At 48.5% G+C, this 19,975-nt stretch carries 17 protein-coding genes; 7 read left to right on the forward strand and 10 right to left on the reverse strand.

What is annotated here, in order from left to right; genetic code table 11:
• Window positions 1-20: 20 nt before the first annotated feature.
• Window positions 21-1,529, reverse strand: a complete 1,509-nt coding sequence (locus ABEB26_RS09230) for an FAD-dependent oxidoreductase (protein ID WP_345721686.1) — start codon at window positions 1,527-1,529, stop codon at window positions 21-23.
• 57 nt (window positions 1,530-1,586) lie between these two features.
• Complete coding sequence (locus tag ABEB26_RS09235) at window positions 1,587-2,054, reverse strand: response regulator (protein ID WP_345721687.1); 468 nt, start codon at window positions 2,052-2,054, stop codon at window positions 1,587-1,589.
• Window positions 2,055-2,379: 325 nt separating this feature from the next.
• Here ABEB26_RS09235 and ABEB26_RS09240 point away from each other — a divergent pair, with 325 nt between their 5' ends.
• The gene (locus ABEB26_RS09240; protein WP_345721688.1) at window positions 2,380-2,985 is read left to right on the forward strand and encodes an RNA polymerase sigma factor; all 606 of its coding nucleotides are present in this window, start codon (window positions 2,380-2,382) and stop codon (window positions 2,983-2,985) included.
• Between the two features lie 62 nt (window positions 2,986-3,047).
• Window positions 3,048-3,746 (forward strand): hypothetical protein, encoded by a 699-nt coding sequence (locus ABEB26_RS09245; protein WP_345721689.1) that lies wholly within the window; start codon window positions 3,048-3,050, stop codon window positions 3,744-3,746.
• Here the strand turns inward: ABEB26_RS09245 and ABEB26_RS09250 are convergent.
• Window positions 3,686-6,226 (reverse strand): CHAT domain-containing protein, encoded by a 2,541-nt coding sequence (locus ABEB26_RS09250; protein ID WP_345721690.1) that lies wholly within the window; start codon window positions 6,224-6,226, stop codon window positions 3,686-3,688. The genes ABEB26_RS09245 and ABEB26_RS09250 overlap by 61 nt on opposite strands.
• 104 nt (window positions 6,227-6,330) lie before the next feature.
• Here ABEB26_RS09250 and ABEB26_RS09255 point away from each other — a divergent pair, with 104 nt between their 5' ends.
• Complete coding sequence (locus ABEB26_RS09255; protein WP_345721691.1) at window positions 6,331-8,217, forward strand: hypothetical protein; 1,887 nt, start codon at window positions 6,331-6,333, stop codon at window positions 8,215-8,217.
• Between the two features lie 50 nt (window positions 8,218-8,267).
• Here ABEB26_RS09255 and ABEB26_RS09260 read toward each other — a convergent pair whose 3' ends face one another.
• On the reverse strand, window positions 8,268-9,230 hold the full coding sequence (locus tag ABEB26_RS09260; protein WP_345721692.1) for a TerC family protein: 963 nt from the start codon (window positions 9,228-9,230) through the stop codon (window positions 8,268-8,270).
• A 334-nt stretch (window positions 9,231-9,564) separates the two neighbouring features.
• On the opposite strand from ABEB26_RS09260, the gene ABEB26_RS09265 reads away from it, so the two are divergent.
• Window positions 9,565-10,167 (forward strand): hypothetical protein, encoded by a 603-nt coding sequence (locus ABEB26_RS09265; RefSeq protein ID WP_345721693.1) that lies wholly within the window; start codon window positions 9,565-9,567, stop codon window positions 10,165-10,167.
• A 69-nt stretch (window positions 10,168-10,236) separates the two neighbouring features.
• On the opposite strand, the gene ABEB26_RS09270 is transcribed toward ABEB26_RS09265, so the two are convergent.
• From ABEB26_RS09270 to ABEB26_RS09290, 5 genes are all read right to left on the reverse strand, one after another.
• On the reverse strand, window positions 10,237-10,503 hold the full coding sequence (locus tag ABEB26_RS09270) for a hypothetical protein (RefSeq protein WP_345721694.1): 267 nt from the start codon (window positions 10,501-10,503) through the stop codon (window positions 10,237-10,239).
• A 71-nt stretch (window positions 10,504-10,574) separates the two neighbouring features.
• On the reverse strand, window positions 10,575-11,597 hold the full coding sequence (locus tag ABEB26_RS09275) for a hypothetical protein (RefSeq protein ID WP_345721695.1): 1,023 nt from the start codon (window positions 11,595-11,597) through the stop codon (window positions 10,575-10,577).
• A 139-nt stretch (window positions 11,598-11,736) separates the two neighbouring features.
• Window positions 11,737-13,206, reverse strand: a complete 1,470-nt coding sequence (locus ABEB26_RS09280) for an expansin EXLX1 family cellulose-binding protein (protein WP_345721696.1) — start codon at window positions 13,204-13,206, stop codon at window positions 11,737-11,739.
• Between the two features lie 219 nt (window positions 13,207-13,425).
• Entirely contained in the window at window positions 13,426-14,112 is a 687-nt protein-coding gene (locus ABEB26_RS09285; RefSeq protein ID WP_345721697.1) for a hypothetical protein, read from the reverse strand.
• Window positions 14,113-14,148: 36 nt separating this feature from the next.
• Complete coding sequence (locus tag ABEB26_RS09290; RefSeq protein ID WP_345721698.1) at window positions 14,149-14,907, reverse strand: sigma-70 family RNA polymerase sigma factor; 759 nt, start codon at window positions 14,905-14,907, stop codon at window positions 14,149-14,151.
• A gap of 124 nt (window positions 14,908-15,031) precedes the next feature.
• Between ABEB26_RS09290 and ABEB26_RS09295 the strand changes: the two genes are divergently transcribed.
• Complete coding sequence (locus tag ABEB26_RS09295; protein ID WP_345721699.1) at window positions 15,032-15,211, forward strand: hypothetical protein; 180 nt, start codon at window positions 15,032-15,034, stop codon at window positions 15,209-15,211.
• A gap of 43 nt (window positions 15,212-15,254) precedes the next feature.
• On the opposite strand, the gene ABEB26_RS09300 is transcribed toward ABEB26_RS09295, so the two are convergent.
• Window positions 15,255-18,092, reverse strand: coding sequence for a CHAT domain-containing protein (locus ABEB26_RS09300; RefSeq protein ID WP_345721700.1), 2,838 nt, complete (start codon window positions 18,090-18,092; stop codon window positions 15,255-15,257).
• Window positions 18,093-18,308: 216 nt separating this feature from the next.
• Between ABEB26_RS09300 and ABEB26_RS09305 the strand changes: the two genes are divergently transcribed.
• Together ABEB26_RS09305 and ABEB26_RS09310 are read left to right on the forward strand one after the other, a co-directional pair.
• Window positions 18,309-19,049, forward strand: coding sequence for an RNA polymerase sigma factor (locus ABEB26_RS09305; protein ID WP_345721701.1), 741 nt, complete (start codon window positions 18,309-18,311; stop codon window positions 19,047-19,049).
• A gap of 288 nt (window positions 19,050-19,337) precedes the next feature.
• The gene (locus ABEB26_RS09310) at window positions 19,338-19,916 is read left to right on the forward strand and encodes a hypothetical protein (protein WP_345721702.1); all 579 of its coding nucleotides are present in this window, start codon (window positions 19,338-19,340) and stop codon (window positions 19,914-19,916) included.
• Window positions 19,917-19,975: the final 59 nt, after the last annotated feature.

Below are 19,975 nucleotides of genomic sequence, written 5' to 3' on the forward strand. Positions count from 1 at the left end.
CCCCTTATTCCTTGGTGGATCTAGCGTTCATCCTTCATACGAATTTTCTGATAGACCTGAATCGCACTTTGGGTCACAGCCGCAGTGCTTTGACCAGGAAAAGTGCTATCCCCCACCAACCACAAGCCGTTAATGCGTGCCGCTTGTGGCCCTAAACTAAGCAAGCCCGAAATCGAACGCCATTGCGGCAAGCCGCCCACCATACCGCGTTTGCGCTGGGTGTAGCGGGCAAACGAAACCGGCGTACCAATTTGTTGATAGCGAATATGGTGGCGAATTGCGGGCATTGCTAACGTCACGGTATCCAGCATGCGCTCGGCCATCGCTATCTTTTCGACGCGATAGCGAGCTGGGTCAGTTTGTCGCCAATGCCACCAGCGTCCAACATCAGTATGGGTTGAAATGGTCATTGCTCGTTGGCCAGCGGGCGCACGCGAACTATCATCAGCTGGATGCAACGAAATAAACACACTATTGGCCTCGCCAAGAGCTTGATCGTAGTTGGCAATAATTTGATGATGTTCAGCTAAGCCTTGGGGAATTGCTGCTTCGTCGATGCCCAAATAGAGCGTTGCCGCGCCCCAACCTTGCGGTACAGCCTTGATCGTTCGACGGAGCATCCAACTTGGTGGCTGATCGATCAGCTCAGCTAAATCCCAAACCGTCGTATTAGCAATCACCTGCTTTGCCCGAAACCGCTCGCCCTGCTCAGTGGTTACCCCAACCACTTGCCCACGATCGGTCTGAATTTGGCTTACTTTTTGGCGATAGCGAATCTCGCCGCCAACCTTGAGCAAAGCTTGTTCGAGGGTTTTGGCTAAATTCCATGCGCCGCCCTCAACATAGTATGTACCAATCCGCGCCAAATCGAGTGCCACCGCCCCGTAGAGCCAAGCACATTCGGCATGGCTACTTTGGGCGCTAATCAACAATTGACCATCAATAAATGCGCGAATCCGCCGATCATCAACCTTATGTCGATTGAGCGCATGCTTGACGGTGCGCGGCAGGGCTGGCAACAAATTCAGCATCTCAGGCCGAATTGTAGTTGCCAATTGACCAAGATCGGCCAACGATTCGGGCGGCATTGGCGGCATGCGGCCAGCAAAGCGCCAAGCAACCTCGGCCAAACGCTCTTGCTCACGCCAAAATTGCTCAGCTTCCCATGCTTGGCTGGGGCAAAGCCGCTGGCGCTCGGCGATCCAGCGCTCATCACCCCAACGGGTCACCCGCAGATCGGGCAACCACACTTGCATAGCTGGATTGAGTGGGCGAATTGGCCAGGTTAAGCCTAATTTTTGCCCAAGCCAATAATGCGCACCACCAGGCCGAAAGCCAGCAAAGACGGTTGCGCCAACATCAAAAATATAGTGTTCGCCATTTGGGCGTTTACGTTGATAGGAAGAAGCACAGCCACCAGGCTCGATATGCGCCTCTAGCACGAGAACTCGGTAGCCATCGTTGGCCAAGAGGGCGGCAGCAGACAAGCCTGCGATGCCTGCACCAATCACAATCAGATCATATTCCATCGCCAATTCCCCACTGAGATCGAACAGGCTATGCTACGTGGGGAACCAGCGCTTGGTTTAATAAATGTCCCAAATCGCTTCGCCGCGCAAAATCCGCACAATATAATCAGGGAAGGTTTTAACTGAAACCGGTTTCGCGACAAAGCCATCAAAGCCTGCTAAACGCATACGTTCAACATCTTCGCGGCTGCTATAGGCCGACATAGCCACAATTTTGGTGCGCTTAAAATCGGGTAATACGTGTAACTTTTGCAGCACCATATAACCATTCTCTCGCGGGATGCGAATATCCAGCAAAATTAAGTCGAGCATGCCAAGGGAGGGATTTTGTTGAACTTGCGGCGAACTCAACCAATTGAAAAAGGCCTCGCCCGAGGCACGAGCGTTACAATAGGCCACATTAACTCGTTCACGCAGCAGCAACAACGCCAAATCCATGCTATCTGCATTATCTTCAATCACCATAACTTTGGCCTGAGCTGGAGCGACGATGGTTGGTTTGGGCCGAAAAGCAGCGCCTACCATGTGAGAACCTCCGAATGGATTGGTTATTTGTCGCATGGCATCATTAACTCAGCTAGCATAAATCATAGGTGATGCCATATCCCCCCAAAGTGGAATTTTTCACACTACTATCTACTCCCTTGGGGTTAAATTTGCCTCAAAATCAGCAATAAATCAAGAGCCTAGGGTAAAATGGGGACTTTTAGGCTAGGTCGAATGATAGAGAATGGGTATGGATTACAACACGGTTATAGCTGAGCAAGGCCTAGATCGCAACGCAACCAATGGCTGGTGCGTAGCAAAACCGCCCTTGCAAACCACACCCAACGGTTACTAGGAGGATTGGATGCACGATACTATGACTAGCACAACACTCTATGCTGCCTGCTTTGAAAAAGATTCGCTGGCTCAGCACGAGGCCTATACCACACTTTGGAATATGCTCTATCGTGTGGCCTATGCCATGCTCCACGAATACCCCGATGGCGATGCAATTACCACCGATTGCACCCAAAAAGCCTTGATCAAAATTCATCGCAACATCGAGCAATGCCAAAATCCGGCCACGTTTCGCGAATGGTGTATGCAAATTGTGCGGCGCACCGTGCTTGATGAATTGCGCCGACCAGAACATCGCCGCCGCGCTAGCATGCCCGATGCTGAACACGGCCCATGGGTTGCCCCAATCGAAACCTTGCAACTTGATGATCTCCGCGCTATCTTAAACGAGGTGATCGAGGAAGGGCCGCTCAGCGCCCGTTCGCGGCGCGTGGTGGTTGGGCGCTATTTCAGTGAGCAAAATGATGATATTTTGGCCCAAACTGAAAGCGAATTGGCCCAAAAGCCTGTCTTGGCTTCGCATATTCAAGTAACTCGCGCCAAAAATTTAGCAGCCTTACGCCGCGATCCTGCATTAATCGCTCGTTTACGCGAATTTGTTGAAGAAGGATAGGTCAGGGCGCTTGCATGCGTCTCCATGCTGAAGCCGCTGATTAGTTGTAGTAGGAATGTTCTATGAATCAAGCAAACTGGAGCCAGAATGCCATGCAGCATTTGGTAAAAACCTTGGTCGTACCAGTTGATCAGCACGCATGCGAGACATGCTGCGATCAACTGGCCATCTATGCTGAGCGCAACCAACGGATTGCCCAACAACACTTGCCACCCGCCATCCAACACCATTTAGATGCATGTGTTGGTTGCTCAGAGTATTTCGCGGCACTTGATCGCTCATTTACCGCTGTTGTTGGCGATCTGCCTGTGCCTCAGCCCGATTTGAGCTTTTTGAATCAAGCGCCAAGTTGGTATAAAAAAGTGGCTGCGGCGCTCGCTATGGTCGGCAACCATATCCAAATTAGCCTTAACCAAAGCTTGTTGGATGGCTTCGCCGCCTTACAACCAGCCCAACCAGCCCTACGCGGTGAAAACACCCAACCGTTGCAGTTGACTTTCACGCCGAGCATTCAGCCCTTGCGCGAAATCAATTTGGCAATTTATCCGGCAGAGGCTAACCTTTGCCGTGTGCGGGTGCAAGTGCAGCTTCACGACCGTGAATGGCCCGATTTGGCCAATATCAATGTCCATTTGATCGCTCCCTCAGGCCGCCGTAGCACCGAAACCGATGTTTGGGGCGAGGCTGTGTTTGGCGAGGTTCAAGAAGCTGATGTGGCTGGCCTAACGGTAGAAATCGAGTTGCCAACTCCAATTAACTGATAGCCCGCCCAATAATGCGGATCGGCGAACGGGTACTCTGTCTGCTGGCTTGGAGCAAGCGGCATAGTTACCTGTGCTTGAGGCATGCTGCGAATCTGTTGCACTGCTTGGAGTAATGCCTCGGCGGGAGCAGCCCCAATTTGTAAGGCTTGATAAAACAGCTTCATCAATACCGCACTGGCCACATCATCAACCGGCCACAGTGTAACCAACACTGCCCGTGCACCAACTGCTAAAAATGCCCGCACCAAACCAAATGGCTCGTCGCCACGCACAATTTCGCTCACACCGCTTTGGCAAGCACTCAGCACCACCAAATCAGCGGCCAATTGCCAGGTCGTTAATATTTCCAAGGCCGAGACGGTTTGCTCAGGGCCAAATTGCAGCCACGAAGCCAAGGGTTGGTCGAGCACAAATACGCCATGGCAGGCAATATGCACAATTCGATACTTACCAAGCTCTTGTTGAATATTTGGTGCTGGCAATGGATAATGCTGACCACCTAGTGCCTGAACCGCTGCTTCGGCCTCGGCATGGGTATGTACCAAAGCTGGTTCAACCCCACCAGCATAACTTAATGCCACACAAGCCTCGGTCGCTTGGCTCGGCAGGCGTTGGCTCAATTGCAAATAGCTGGCAGCGCTTGGAATGGTAGTCAATGGCAGATCAAGTTGAAGTTCACCCAGCAACAGGGCATTCCAAGGCACATGATGCAAGGCTCCATGCGGCACGATAATCACCTGTTGAGCTTGTTGTAAGCAGGCTTGGGCTGGCAAGAGCAAACGTTGCTGCAAGCGCTGTAGAATTGCCGGGCGCAAAAAGCGTCGTCCATCACACTGAAATGGTGAGGTCGCCAAGAGAATATTGGGGTCGATTTGGCAATTGAAGGCTTGAGCTTGCTCGGCGGTAATTGCAAATAGCCAGGTTGCTGCGGGCTGAATTAACAAACTGCGCAAGGCTTTGGCACTCGCAGGCAAGGCCGCCAACAAACTGGCCTCAGGCCCAACCGCACCAATCGTCATATAATCGAGCATAAGGCTGCCTTGCGCCAAGCTTTGTTGCAACGCACTCAGGCTGGGAATTGTGCCAATTGTTTGGTTGGTTTGGCCGTTACGGGCCAGCAAATCGTTGAGTGCGCGGGCACGGGCTTTTTCGGCCATCACAAAGGCAGCTTCAACCTTGGATTGAGCTAGATAGGCTACCACTGCCCCTTCGTAGACCTGTTGCCAGCGCCCCATCAAACTAATTTGCAAGCTTTCGGCCAAAATAGGCGCACGCATCGCCTCGATGAGTTCAATTGCTTGCAGATAATGCTGCTCAGCTTGCTGATGATCGTTGCGAGCAGCCGCAACTTGACCCAAACGAAACCAAACCAAAGCAGCAATTTCTTGGCGCTCAACGCTTTCCACCAGATCGAGCGCTTGGCGATAGGCGCTTTCAGCTTGCTCGAACATGCCTTCAACATGCCACGCCAAACCATAATTCAAATAGGCATCGATGTGATAAACCCGACTGCTCATTTGAGCTAGGGCTTGCTCAAAATGCTCGCGAGCAGCTTGATATTGGCCCTGCAACAAGGCTAATTCGCCTAAATTATTGGCGATGCGCCCCAGAAAATCAGTGGCATTTTCGGCTTGCAAAATCGCTTCGGCCTGCTCAAAATGGCTCAAAGCCTGCGCCCAATTACCACGATCACGCGCCAACAAACCAAGATTGATCAATACTAAGGCTTGAGGATAAAGCAGATTTTGGGCTTGCAAGGTTGCTAAACTGCTATTCAAGCAACGCTCAGCAGCACGATATTCTTGCAGGTGGTAGCGCAAACTACCTTCGTTTAGCAGCACATAGGCTTGGCGCACCGGATCAGATTGGGCTTCCCACAGCGCAAAACTGGCTTGATAATTGGCTAAAGCCCGATCATAATGGCCACTGTAGCGGGCAAAGGTGGCATCGGAGTTGAGCGCACGACCCCGAATCATCGGCTCCAAATCTGGTTGCGCCAATAATTGGCTGAGCAACGTACATGCCTCTGCATATTGATCACGCAGGCCAGCGGCGAGGCCACGGTAATACTCCAACAGTTGACGATCGGCCTTGGTTGGCGCTAAATCAGTCGGAATTTGATAGACCACATCGGCCAGTTCATGGGGTGCTTGACGAATCAGTAACTCGGCAAACGTTCGTAAATCGGCAAATAAACGCGTGGCGAGCGCTGGTTGTTTTTCACTCAACATTAACTCAGCAGCAATTAATTGCTGATACGCAACGCGGATGCTGGCCGAATCGAATTGCGCTTGCAGCTGTTCGCGACGCTCGGCAGGCAAACTCAATCCATCGGCGGTAGCTTGCACCCAACCAGCGGCTTGGAGTTGCCCAACGCTTGGAGCAGTGGGAGCAAGCAGCGGCCATAATTCAGGATCAAATGGATCAAACACCAAAAGCACTGCAAGATAGGTTGAATCGGCATCAAAGGCAGTCATGGCAACCTCCTAGGGAAAGAATTAAGCCGTCGGCACGTCATTAATATGCAACGATTGATTTGTTTGGAACGCTCTTTTCAGAATTATCTTAAGGAGTCGAGTGTATGTTTTGGCGCAAAATAAGTTTCATTCTCATTAGCAGTTTATGTTTGATTACCTTAATATTGCCAACCAAACCAAAGCAAGCTAACGCCAACAGCGATTTTCAAAATCTGCATTTAATTGTTTCGATCGAATGGCAGCCAGGCCAACAAGATGCATTACGGCAAGCAAATGGCAACACCTGCGCCGCCTTTACTCAAGCATCGCTGCAAGATATCTTAACCACGGCCTTGCAAGAAACCAGCCAAACCCTGTATCAAGCCACTGATGGCCAAGTCTGGGTGGAGCAATACTCGGTTTACACCAACGGCGAACATTGGAATGATGCCGATATTCGGATTTTGGCCAACAACGATTATCGGCCAACCGCGTTTCTAGGCGGCTTTGAAAAAAGTATTCGCACAATCGAAACCCATGATGGCAAAGTTCATTTTGTGCCAGCAGCGATTATGCTGGGTCGCTTATGGAATGGTATCAATGCCCGTTGTGGCTATTGGTCGGAATTAACCGGCAGCCAAACCATGAGCCATGAATTGGGTCACCATATTTTGGGCTTGCACGATGGCTATGCACCCGATGCTGCTAGTGCCAATTATACCTATTGTAGTTCAACCAGTAACGACCTTAGTGCTGAGTTGCCTCACGACCGTATGAGCCACAATTCACTGATGTCGTATCACTATAGCGCCAGCAAATTGCGTGGCAATGCAGCCCAGCATTACCATTGTGATAATACGCCCCAAACCTTGATGTATGCCATGGATGATTGGAAAACGATTCAAACGCTCTATGGTTTAGTGCCGAGCAATCAGCCAAGCGTGCTTGCCCACAATGGTGCGGCAAGCGTCAAATTTATGCCCGCCAACACGAAGGGCAACACCAGTTTGGTACAATTTAGTGGCTTGAATGAGACTCAAGCAATGGGTTTTAGCATCAAAGGTGCTCCCAATAAACCCACACGGGTTATCAATCAAGGCTTGTTGAGTGAGGGTCAACAAGAAGCATGGTATGGCATCAACTTTAGCGATAATGATCGGGCGATTATCCTAGCCCGCGATTGGAACACCAATTCGGTTGCTTCAATTAGCCAAGCGAAGAGCGTTCTAAGCCCAACCAGCAGTTTTACATTAAGCAATCAACGTTGGGTTGCTGATCTGCAAGTCAAGCCAAAACTCAATAGTACAAGCACGCTGCCCGAAATTAATGCGATTGAAATTCAAGGCAAAGAATGTGGTGCAGTTCGCGGCAAAAAGGTTAATCTATCGTTTTGTCCGGCTGGGGGCAATTGTCGCATGGTAGAAAATATTGATATTAGTAGCAGTCGCACATTTGCTGCAACCTTCGAATTAACCGCTGCTGAAATCGCTGGCTTGGCCAGCCATCACAACTATCTGTATGCCTATAGCAGCGAGTATCAAACCCCAGTTGCAACCTGGTATCAAATTGCTGGTGGCTTTGGGCCGGCGACTGCCGAAATCCATGCGCCACTGGCTGATGGCAATGTTGGCCTAGATCTCCAAGCTGGCGCAGCGGCTGATGTCAATGGTTTCACGCTTGAAGTCTATCAACCAGCGCCATTGTGTACCAACTACAACAATTTGCCCAACTATACGATCAAACAATGGCCAACCTTGATTCAGCCTTATATGATTCGCGATAAGCGGCTGTTGGCTTGGTATAGCAATCATCCACCGCTATATGCCCAACTCAGCTATGATCCAAGCTTGTATCGCGGTGGCATTCCAACCGTGCTGGTCTATAATCCAGCTAACCCAACCGCTGGCTGGAGTGTTGTGCCGATTGTCGCGCTCAGCCCTGAGTTAGGCTATTTGACCGTCGATCTGCGAACCTATACCAGCCAAGGCTTGGTGTATGCCTTAGCCGAATAAACATAAAAAGGCCGTGGGTTCGCACTAAACCCACGGCCTTGCTTAATTACTTAGCTCTTGGCGGTTTCCAAACGCTTAGCGCGAATCAACGAAGCACCAATCGCCGTTGCGATAATCGCAGCCACCACACCCAGTGAGATTCCCGAAGGAATTTTGAAAGCAGTTTCAACTAAGAGCATCTTGACACCCACAAAGCTGAGCACAAAGGCCAAACCAAGCTTAAGATAATGGAACTTATGCACCATCCCAGCCAGTACAAAGTACAGCGAACGCAAGCCCAAAATCGCAAATACATTGGCGGTATAGACCAAAAACGGCTCTTGGGTCACTGCAAAGATCGCTGGAATCGAATCGACAGCAAAAATCAAGTCAGTCGCTTCAATCATCAACAGCACCAAGAACAACGGGGTTGCCATCAACACGCCAGCTTTGCGCACAAAGAATTTATCGTTCTCATACTCATCGGTTACTGGCATCAAACGGCGGAACGTTCGCACCAAAATATTGTTCTTAGGATCAAGCGTTTGTTCTTGGTGGAAAGCCATCTTAATCCCAGTGACAATCAAGAATGCGCCGAAGATGTAGATAATCCAGTGGAATTCACGAATTAAGGCTGCCCCAGCGCCAATCATGATCCCGCGCATCACCAACGCCCCCAATACACCCCAGAACAAAACGCGATGTTGATATTGGGCGGGTACAGCAAAGCTACCGAAAATCAGCACAAATACAAAGATGTTGTCGATACTGAGCGATTTTTCAATCAGGTAGCCCGTCATAAAGGCGAGTGCGGCTTCGCTATTGGTATAGCTGCTTTGGGGCACGAGTTGCTGCCAAAAGAGGTAAATCCCCAGGTTGAAGATCGCGGCTAGGCCTATCCAGGCGACACTCCACAAGGTGGCTTCTTTGATTGAAACCACATGCGCTGAACGGTGAAACACGCCGAGGTCGAGCGCCAACATGGCCAAAACAAAGACATTAAAGCCGATCCACATCCAAACGATGGTATCCATTGTTGCATTGCCTCCTGCAAAGGCCGTGGTTGGTCACACAAAAAAACCAACACGGCTTATATCAAAGCCAATGTTGGTCTGACCAAAATACGCAATACGTATTGTTTGCAACCGAGAATTGCTTCTGGATTGACGATTGCAAACCCTGTCGATGCAGGTGGCTACTCCCCAACGGAACGTATGGATATATAGTATCAATAGTTTTTAGTTTGTCAAGAGGGTTTGTGATGTTAGTTAAGCAAATTGATTAGTAATAATCGGCCTTTAGGCTTAATTCAATCTGGTAAGCAAATGCTATAGTAATGCATGGTTGATTGATGAGGGAGCAGCAAGAATGGGTATTCGACTATATTTTTATCTTGCGCCATCTGAAGGGCTTAGCGCACTTATTCTCGAACACATTGAACTGTTTGTAGTTTGGTTTGAAGATCTTCACCTAGAATATCCTGACGAGTTTCCAGAAGATGTTTTGGTGTCTGCCAAGAAGATAGAGCACGATGGTATAGTCGCACTCCAGGCGCAAACAGTCCAACAAGCAGCCCTCATTGATAACTTTGTTATGTATTTTTGTGTTGACTTTGATAATAGTTATCAAATTCTAAAATCGGCCAGCGAAAGTTGGATTAAAAGCTACCACTATATAGAATGTCGCCCTTGGCTTGAGGTGCATTGTTCACCAGCCTTTGAAACACTATGGATATTTATGCTCAAAGGGCGTGGGATTGAACGCGATTCCTCGCTATTGCCATTTGAACACGAACCACATGAGCGTGGCAGCATTGCCTATTGGACACCACAAGAATGTACAGAAATGCTCAACGACCGACGACCATTGACGATACCCGAAGCAGAGCCAATTTTTTGCGTGCGAATCGTCCGCGAAGCACTACAAACGGCAGTCGATCAACAAGCATCAATAGTTATTCTTGTGAATTAGCGAATTATGATCAAAGCGTTTCGCAAAGCACCATGGCCTCGCGAAACGCTGCTTGGCAAGATCAACAATCTAGGCGATATTTAAACCACGACGATTCAGCTGTTCAACGACTGCGGCAAGCAATTTCAGTGGTTGCAGGCCACCAACAAACAAAACCTCACCAGTAAACAAGGCAATCGGATATGGCCAGTCTTCTTCAGCAAAATAATTAAGTTGATCGACATGCTGCTGCTGAATCGCCGGATCATCAAGATCATAATAGATCACCTTCACACGCTCGCCAACCAAACGGGCTAATGAAAGCGCAACAGTATTAGCAACCTTCAACGAAGGCATGCGCGGGCCTCAGCCATAGCCACAGGTTGCATCACCTGCGTGGCCAAAAATTTCTAATTGCAATTGATCGATCATTGCACAATTGCGCTACGAGTCATTTGCTGCAAAATTGCCTGATTGGCAGCGAACCCTGATTCAGGCACAAAGCCAATAATAACTCCTAAACTACCACCAGGCCCAGGCTTAACCGTGACAAACGCTTGAATTTTAGCTTCCTGACCACGCACGACCCGCACAAACTTAACCGTGCCTTCCGAGGCATTGATTGCATATTCGCGTTGGGTATTCGGCGCGGCCAAAAGATTAAAGGTTTCTTCAATCGCTGCTTGAATGCCAGCAGCATCATTGGTTTTACCAATAACCTTGCTTGCCAAAATCCCTTGCTCACCGTCAACTGCGGTCGAGAAAAAGACCGCAAGATCAGAGCCAATCACATATTCTGTCCAAGCTTGAGGGTGCGACACGCTAATATTGGTGTTGCTGTTACGGGTTAATATGATACTACTCGGATCAATTGGCGCAGTTGGTAAATCGACTGGGCCGGCTGGTACGGCAGTCGCGTCGGCAACAATTGGCGGCGGGGCAGTTGGTTCAGTCACGGTCGTGGCTAAAACCCAGCCATTTGTGCCAAGTTCGGCAGCAGGTAAATCCATATTAGCCCGCTCAAACAGTCGCACATTCCACCAAAGTACACCATCAACCTCGCGTGATTCGATATATTGCAGGCTATCGTTAGGGTTGATATTACCCTTCGATTGCGAGCGTTCATTCGGCTCAAAGCGCAATTCTGTGGTAGCCAACGAGCGACCAAGCGGTAGATTTGGGGTAGCCGTTGGAATCGCCGCTTGGGTTGCTTGGATGGCCCGTTGGGTGGCACGCGCAAACGTCGTTGGGGCAATCGCGGTGGCGGTTGCAGCAGCAGCAGCATTTTGCTCAGTTAGGGTCTGATTCAGCAACCAAACCCCATAACCTAATCCACCAGCAATGCCAAGCACTAATAAGGTTTGGAGTAAAACAGCGAGTGGGCCTTGTTGACGTGGCCCCTTGGCCGAAAAGTTCGCATCCCAATCATTGGGGTCAATTTTAGCTGGCACAGGTCGCCTCCCATGTGAACAATTGCACGCGCAACAGTATACGTTAAAAGTGCAAACTTGGGATAGCCAAGCACCAGCAGTTCAGGCCCAATTAGCAAACCGCGATCATGGGCAAACCCACAATCGCGGTTGCATTCAACTAGATTGGCTGCCAGAGTGCTGGCACAATATTTGGTTCCCAGCCAGGCAACGAAGTATGAGCTTGAATACAACGATAGCTAATTCCATTGTGCTTAACAAGGCTGCCAACACTATAGCTGGTGTAGGCTTGCCAAATACTAAGAGCTGGGGTAGCGGTAAATGGTGGTGGAGCCATAGTTGGAACCAAGGTTGGGGTTGCCGTCGTGGGAACAATCGTGTTGGTTGGCGGTGCGATCGTGGGGGTTAGGGTCGCTGGTTGTGCCCCAAAAATAACCGTTGCTTCATGAATTGACCACCAGTTGGCTGAATTGGCGTTCAGCTCAACCCGAATATAACGTGCTTGGCGGGCAGCAAAGTTAATGGTGGTGATTTGGACTGCGCCAGTTCCGCTGGCAACTGTCACCCAATCACTAGTATCATCACGAGTTTGCACAATAAAGCCCGCCGGATAATCGCCTGTTGAGTTGCCTGTATCAAGTTTAATTCCCGAAACAGTCGTGACATGGGGCAGGCCAACGTACATCCATTGGCCGGCGGCCTGAGGTAAGCCACTGCTCCAACGGGTGTTGAGGTTGCCATCAAGCGCATTTTGGGTGCTGCTACCAGCCTCAGTCGATGAAGCATTCATTATTGTTTGATCAGGACGGGTGGTTGGGTTAATTATGGTTGGCGTTGCCGCATGGGTTGAGGTTGCAGTGCCAGTTGGGCTGACTGTTGGGATGCGACTCGGTGTAACTGTGCTGCCAGGTGTTGGCACATATGGAAACTGTTGATTGCCAGCGACATCGCCCTCTGAACGTAAGGGAATATTGCTATCAGTAAAGACATTGCCATAAACATCAGTTACACGGAAGGTAAAGGGGCCAGTTCCCATCCCACCAGGCACCAGAAAATAATTGTAATTAACTCGATCAACGTTCTGGAAAACTCCTTGAGGATTGCGATATTCGAATTTGGCGATCGCGTTCCGATGATTGCGGACTTGCACCCCAGCCCACCATTGGCTGCTGCCCTCTTTGTAATTGTAAATCACGTTGCCACTGACATTTGGTGCACTGATCAATTGCCATGTAATTGGCACATTCCCAGCTTCAAACGCGGCGATGCGCTCGAAGGCTTGCGGGCTAAGGTCGATCCCACCCACGACACAGCCAGGGCAACGATCAATAATTTTAACCGTGACACTACCCCGCGGCCCATTGACGGTCACATAAGCGCCACAATAATCAGCCAAGCCATAATCGCTGGTATTCATCGCTGCTAAAAGCATATCGCTGGGCATCGGCAGGCTACAATTGCCCATCCCAACCGTCGGATCATAGTAGGTTGCCCGCCCACTACGCAGCGCCCATGGATTCGTGATCGTCTGTATGTTTTGAGCATTGCCTTTGCCAATCAACCAGCCCGAGCTTGCTAATAAACTAAAAATCATCCCAAAGCTCAGCAGTATCCGTCGATTCCAAGCCATCCATAGCCTCCAATCCTATGCCAAATCATTCAGGTGATTTCATTCTAGGGCTGGATTGATAATTAATAAGTTCAATGAAATTACAAACACACTTTAAGCAATTTTTTACTAAAGTCAAGCCTTTAATCGCAAAATCTACAGGGGCCAAAAAACCACTCCTGAGCCAATGCCCAAAGGCAGCTCAAGAGTGGTTTGATTAACCTACAACCGTAGAGAAGTTTAGGGAGTTTGATCCGGCGCAATCGCCAAGAAGATCGGATCACTGGGGATGGTTGGTAGTGGGCCGAACGTTGTTATAGGAGGCTGATGCTCAAGCATGGTTAATGCTTGTTCGTTTAATGTTGCCCCCACCTTCCAAGCACTTGGAGGAACCGATGCGACCGAAACGGCGAGCTGCCATGCATCAGGGGGAATTCGCTGCAAAGTGGCCTGAATATTAACCTGATACACCTCATGGGTTACCACATGATCGAGATATTCAATTGAATCGATCGCTGGATCATCAGCAGGTGTTTGCCCAGGATCAGCATCAAGCGATTTGGCTAAAAGCGGCGGATTGAGCTGAATCAAGAAATTTTGGAGCAATTGGCCCCACGTCAGAGCAGTATGCCGTTTGATCTGTTCGACCGGTTTGGGAAAAAACGTTGGAATATTGCTTGGTTTTGGTAAAGGATCAGTCTCAGCTAAAAAAGCTAGTTGCTCTTCCATTTGCAGCGCATATTCTTCAGCAAGCTCAGGGTATTGATCGAGTGCTTGTAAAACCAGCGCATATTCTTGCTCGATAGCAACACCAGATAGTTCAGCGATTACCAACTGAGGAATTTGCGCTTGTGCTGCTTGAAACGATAATGGTGAAACAGCTTTAAGCGCTTGCTTTAGCTTGTGGATTTTTTGATCAGCATTCATGATATACACTCATTATAAAATAACGCCAATTGTCGATTAATCCGTCTCAATCCATACTTGTAGTGCTGGATGTGAGCGAATTTTTGCAAGTGCTCGTGATTTTTCAACTCTAACATGATGGGCGCTTGTATTAAGTCTTTCAGCTGCATCGCGTGGAGTTAATTCTTGAAAGCAAACTAAATCAATAATCTGACGTTGTAGTGGAGAGAGGATTGTTGGTAGCAAATCAAGAATTGCCTGAGCAAATAATCTATCCTCGATTTGTTTGCTTACATTAGTGTTAGATACCAAGATCGCAGAAATATTCGTTTGCTGTTCTGCTTGCTCAAGCGAATCAGCTGATTTAGCTCGTCGATAACGGCTGGTAAAATCACGGACCTGATACCAAACCCAGCTTATCAGTGCTTTAGGATCACGCACCTTTTCAGGATTCGTGATCAACACTTTGACGACCTCTTGAGCAATATCACGTGCTAGTTCCTCATCGACTCCTAGGATGAGCGCTCGCCGAAACGCCATTGTGTAAATATCGTCGCAGGCCAAATTGGCGTTTGGTTGGACATTCCGCCGTGGATTATTCCTGCGCATTGCCATAATAGCATTATAGAGACACTGCGCATAGGCTTGCTGAATTGCCAATTTAATCTGTTGTTCATTAATTGGCGCAGCTCGTTGGGCTAAATCTTGGGTTACCGAGCGAATGATCGCCGCTTGTTCGTGGACAAGCGACCATTGAAATTGGCGCTGAAGCTTGTGCCATACCGCCTCAACTTGAGCATCAAGGGTATCGTGCATCGGTTAATCCTTATGAATCAATAAACTCATTCAAAAATCCTCACGATCAAATGAGATGAAATGCTCGCTCAAAACTCTTCTGTGATGCCAGGATTTTCTGGGCAACACAAAGGAGTACAGCATTATGAAACGCACAGTTTGTGGATTGATGATCGTTGGCTTGCTTTTCGTTTTTGGTCGCATTGAATCAGCCAATCAATTACAGCTGCCTGAACATTCAAACCAACTCCTTGCTTGTGGCAATCCCTTAATTTGCGGTGGTGGCGGTGGTGCCGGTGGATTGAAAGGCCCAGTCCGCTGGTAAGTCGTCTAACATAATTCAATCGAACGCGGCTAAACTCCCTTGTTTAGTCGCGTTCTGCAGCATAATATTGACTGGTAAACACTAATCCGCCCCAATCCAAAACGAGGTCTTCACGTTGGATGGCTTGGCGATGCGCTAAAGCTAGGGCAAGCGCTGGGTCGTCTCCTTTTCTAAGCGTCGTATGGATTGTATTTAAAAGGCTACTGAGGCTGCCATCACGGCTCGGCCATAGATTGGCAAGCACTCCTTGAGCACCCGCGATAATCCAAGCCCATGCCAAACTTAAGTTTTCTTCACCTGGAAGGAGTTCGGCCACAGCCCCATCACATGTCGATAGAATAACTAAAGCTTGGGCTACGTTTAAATGGATAATCTCGCTGAGCCATAACTCTCCATCAGTAAAGGCAATATGGCCAATCAGCCCATGAATCGGGCGCATACTGGCATGGGTTGCAAGATGGATAATGGAATAGTCACATTTATTCGTCATTGCTTTGATAGTAGCAAGCTGGCATTGCTGCTGGAGATCAAGCGTGTAGTCGTCTGGGTAATCAGTCGCTATCGTATCCAGCTCGGCTTCCACATGATCAAGGTTTGGATATGGATGATTAAAGGTAGTACAACCACCCAGAAAAATACGCTTGGAGCTTACCACAGTTGGGCTTGGAGCAAATAACGTCAGGCTTGGAACAACTTGTAAAATTGCCATCTCGCACAACCACTTATCAGCAATGCGCAAGGCAGGCCAAGGCAATTGATGTAAAACACCACTTGGCACAAGATACAAACGATAATCAGCATGGAGTTGCTGCTGCACCCGCTTGGGAATAAGCAATGATCCCAAGGTTGTTTGCAGCGACCAGCGTGGATCATCGCGATCAGGTGCTAAGCGCCCATCACGATAGGCAAAATTGCGGGATTGGGGATCACATGCCAACCGCAGCAATTGCTCAACTTCCTTGGTAATGGCGATACATTCATAGAAAATCGATTGATGATCAATTCCTATAATTAAAAGATTATGCTCAACCCAGCAATAGGATAGAATTGTCCAATGTGAGCCGTAGCTGCGTTGAAGATTAGCTTGGATGGTTTTAATCTCAAGCTGTTGTTCTGGCAATTCGGGTGGTAGCTGTTGATGACGAAGTTGCCCAAGCATCCGAACATAGTCCGCTAGTTGCGCTTGTAATTGGGCTTTGAGCGCCGCATTATGGCGTTGCGTTTGAACTGAACGACTGATTTCACGAATTGATTGCAGGAGTTGGGTTTGTTCAAAGCCTTGGGCGATCGTTGGCAATTGATGCCGTAAAAGGCGTTGAATCGTTAATGCTCGTTGCTGTTCGGCCAATAGCAGCATACTTGCAGCATTGTCCAAGCGCAAAGCACATACTAATGCATCAAGATACAATTGTTTGGCTCGCGTAAACAGCGAGCTACTAAGATGCTCACTCGCAAGTTGACGGCGCAGCATAAAGATACATTGACTAGCCGCCTCATAGTAGCTCAGTGCTTGGGATGGTTGGTGCTGTAATTCAGCCAAGCGGGCTAAGCCATACAAGGCTCGCCATTGATGAATTGGTTGCGATGCAAACTGATCAACTAATTCTTCAAGCAATCGTTGATCAATGGTTTGGCCATGTCGATGCTGTAATCCAATCCAGGTATGCTCTAAGCGGCATTCCGCAGCACGAGTATACTCACCATTTTGCAAAAACTGATCATGCGCCAAATAAAGCGTTTCCATGGCCAAATCAATCGCTGCTTCCTGATAGAAAATATCAGCTTTGATCCGCGAGGCGCTACCCTTAAACAATTGGTGCTCAGCGGCTAGGGGAGCTTTTTCATAGGATTGTATATAATAATGTGCTAGGGAGATATCATGCTTGAGAATCGCAATGCTGGCTAGGTTTAAATATAACATTAACATCCGGCCTTGAGCCGATTTCTCAGTAAAAATTGCCAAAGCCAGCATATAATGGGCTTGGGCAGCATCCCAATGCCCAATTTGCTGATAAATTGCGCCCAAGCTTCCTTCACAACTCCCCACATCAATCGTTCGACCAACTTGGTTAAACAATTCACGGGCTTGTTGGCAACGAGCTAATGCCCCAGCGTAATCGCCGCGCAATTGCAAGAGGGCACTTTGGTTGAGTTTCACAAAGGCTTGTTGTAACGGCAAATCATGGGTTTGAAATTCAACCGCCGCTTGATCCAGCAACGTTTGAGCTTCGGCTAATTGCTCGGATGAGATCAAGGCCCAAGCTTGTTCAACATGGCATTTAGCGATTTCAAGCAGATTAGCATCATGATCAAACCAAGCAATTGCTGCTTGCAAAAGCGGAATTGTCCGAAGATATTCGCCTTTCGCCACCAGCGCTGCTCCAAGAACACGCTGGAGTTTCGCCGCATCGCTCCGATCTTGAGGATTATCCAAGTAGGGCAGCCATTGATCGACAACCTGCTGAACCGCCTGAGGGTCGCGTTTACTATGCCAGGCCCTAGCCAAATAGATTGCGGTACGAGCAGCTTCAGTCATTTCGTTAAGCTGCTGATATTGATCAATCAAGCTTGTCCATGCTTTGATCTCCGTCGAACTATCGGCTAATGATCGTTGGAGCAGCAGTGCGCGAAGCGAATGAAGTTGCCATAGTTGCGGAAACTCAGCTTGTTGAGCCAGCGTATGAGCAGTTTCTAACCATTGGACTGATTCGCTGATTCGCTCCCAAGCCAACAAGGCGGAACCTAAGAGGAAGGCCTTCCAGAATGGTTCGGCACCATCCTGATCGAATAGTTGAGCCTGAATTACTGCAGCCCGAGGATTTCGTTCCATGGTGTTCAGAATGGCATAAGCTTGTTCAGGAATCGTAAAAACAGAGGGCATCGCCAATCCTTTCCTTGGAATTGTTAGGCATTTCAGGATTATTAGCTTGCTAATAATAGCCATTTATGTTATTGATTAGCGTATCAGATGCAGATGGAGTGGATTCTAGCATATTTTACTGAATGTTTAAAGCGCTTGATTGGCATGCTATGCCAATGTTCGATCTATTGCTGAGCGATTAATTCGCTGATAAATTTGGTATTTTAAGGAACACCCATGGCAACTCACCATGCGAAGGTTGATTTTGTAGCAGCGTTTAGCTTGGCTCAAAGCTGGCAATTAAGCCCAGAACAATGCTTCGAGTATGCGATTACACTTGAACAGAGTGAAGCCATAACGCCTGAGGAACAGGCGCTCGTTTTGAGCTATATTCATACCGAAAAACATCTGGTGCAGGCACTCCAAGATAGCAACCACCCTGATCACGCAGCTGCGCTGAGCGAAGTTCAAGCCCAATGTCTCCATACAATTCGGCTCTATAGCTACCACTGGAAAAAAGATAATGCCTTAGCCGAAGAAGATATTTGTCAAACAGCCTTGCTAAGAACCCTTGAGAAAATTAAACTGTTCAAGTATCGTTCAGCCTTCCGTACATGGATTACGCGGATTGTCATTAATGAGTCGTTACAGTTACATCGCCGCCAAAATACCCAATCCCGAGCCGCCGAACAAGAGTCGCTGGAATTGCATGCAGGATTACAGAGTCACCAAGAATCAGTGCTTGACGTTGCCATCAATAATGTTGAACGCATTGAATTTGAAGCGATCCTACGCCAACAAACCGATCAACGCTTACTAACCGTTTTTGAAATGTATGTTGATCAAGATGCAACCCTGAAGCAAATTGGGGAATATCTGCATCTCAAGCCAAGCCGAGTGCATACCTTACTGAAGCTTGTCCGGGATTTATTTCGGGGGTTTCGCGATAACCCTGATCACAATCCACCGCAGACCTGAAAAATTTTTTAGTTAACGTATCTAGATCATAAGACGCGCTATGCTATTGAATGACGAAAAATCTAGTTGATTGAGTATGCTATGAACCCACCATTATGCGCTTGTAGCGATGTACAACATTGGCTACAAACCAAGCTCACAACAATCACCTTGGCAGAAGCCTATCAAGCCTTTAATCGGCATCTTTGTGAGTGCCCAATTTGCCGAGGAGCACTCTATGAGTCCATTCGCCTAGAGTGGTTAGCTGATCACATCCCATCGTCGGATTGCGAGCAGTGTCAGGATCTCATGACTGATTTTGTTACTTTAGAGCGGCATAATCCGCTTGAAGCATTGCAACGCTATCCCAGTGTTTGGCTGCACCTGTGGTTTTGTGCTGAATGTTTAGAAACCTATACTGAATTTGTTGGCTTGCTTGATCACGAACCTTCATTACTTATGCCAACCCATTGGATTGGCCCGAGTGTCGCTGCTTCGATTGCCAAACCATCGGTCATCGAGCGCTTTAAACCATTACTAACCATTCTCCGTTCGGCACTTGGTGGCTTGCCAACCCAGCTTGAACTGAGCGGAGCATTTCGTAACAGCGGGGCTATGGGCTATTTGATTCGTCCATTTGGGGCTTATACCATCCCACCATTCTCAGGTGAGATCCATGCCTTTGCCGAAACCGATGGCACTTGGACACTTGAGGTAAGCATTGAGCCATTGCGTCCTGGCTCGTTGAAAGCCCAAATTGGAACCTATAGTCAAGTTTGCCCAATTCCTTTGGAAGGGCCAGCCGTATTTGTTGCCATTCCGCAAGATCAGTTAATGTCGCCGGAAACTGATCTCAAGCTCTCGATCGAACTTGCTGATTTGCCCTAAAGCTCATCGATCTGGCCTAACCCAATAAGCCTCAAGCCTAGGGTTAGGCTATTTAACAT

The organism is Herpetosiphon gulosus (assembly GCF_039545135.1).
In the GTDB taxonomy this organism is placed as follows: Bacteria; Chloroflexota; Chloroflexia; order Chloroflexales; family Herpetosiphonaceae; genus Herpetosiphon; species Herpetosiphon gulosus.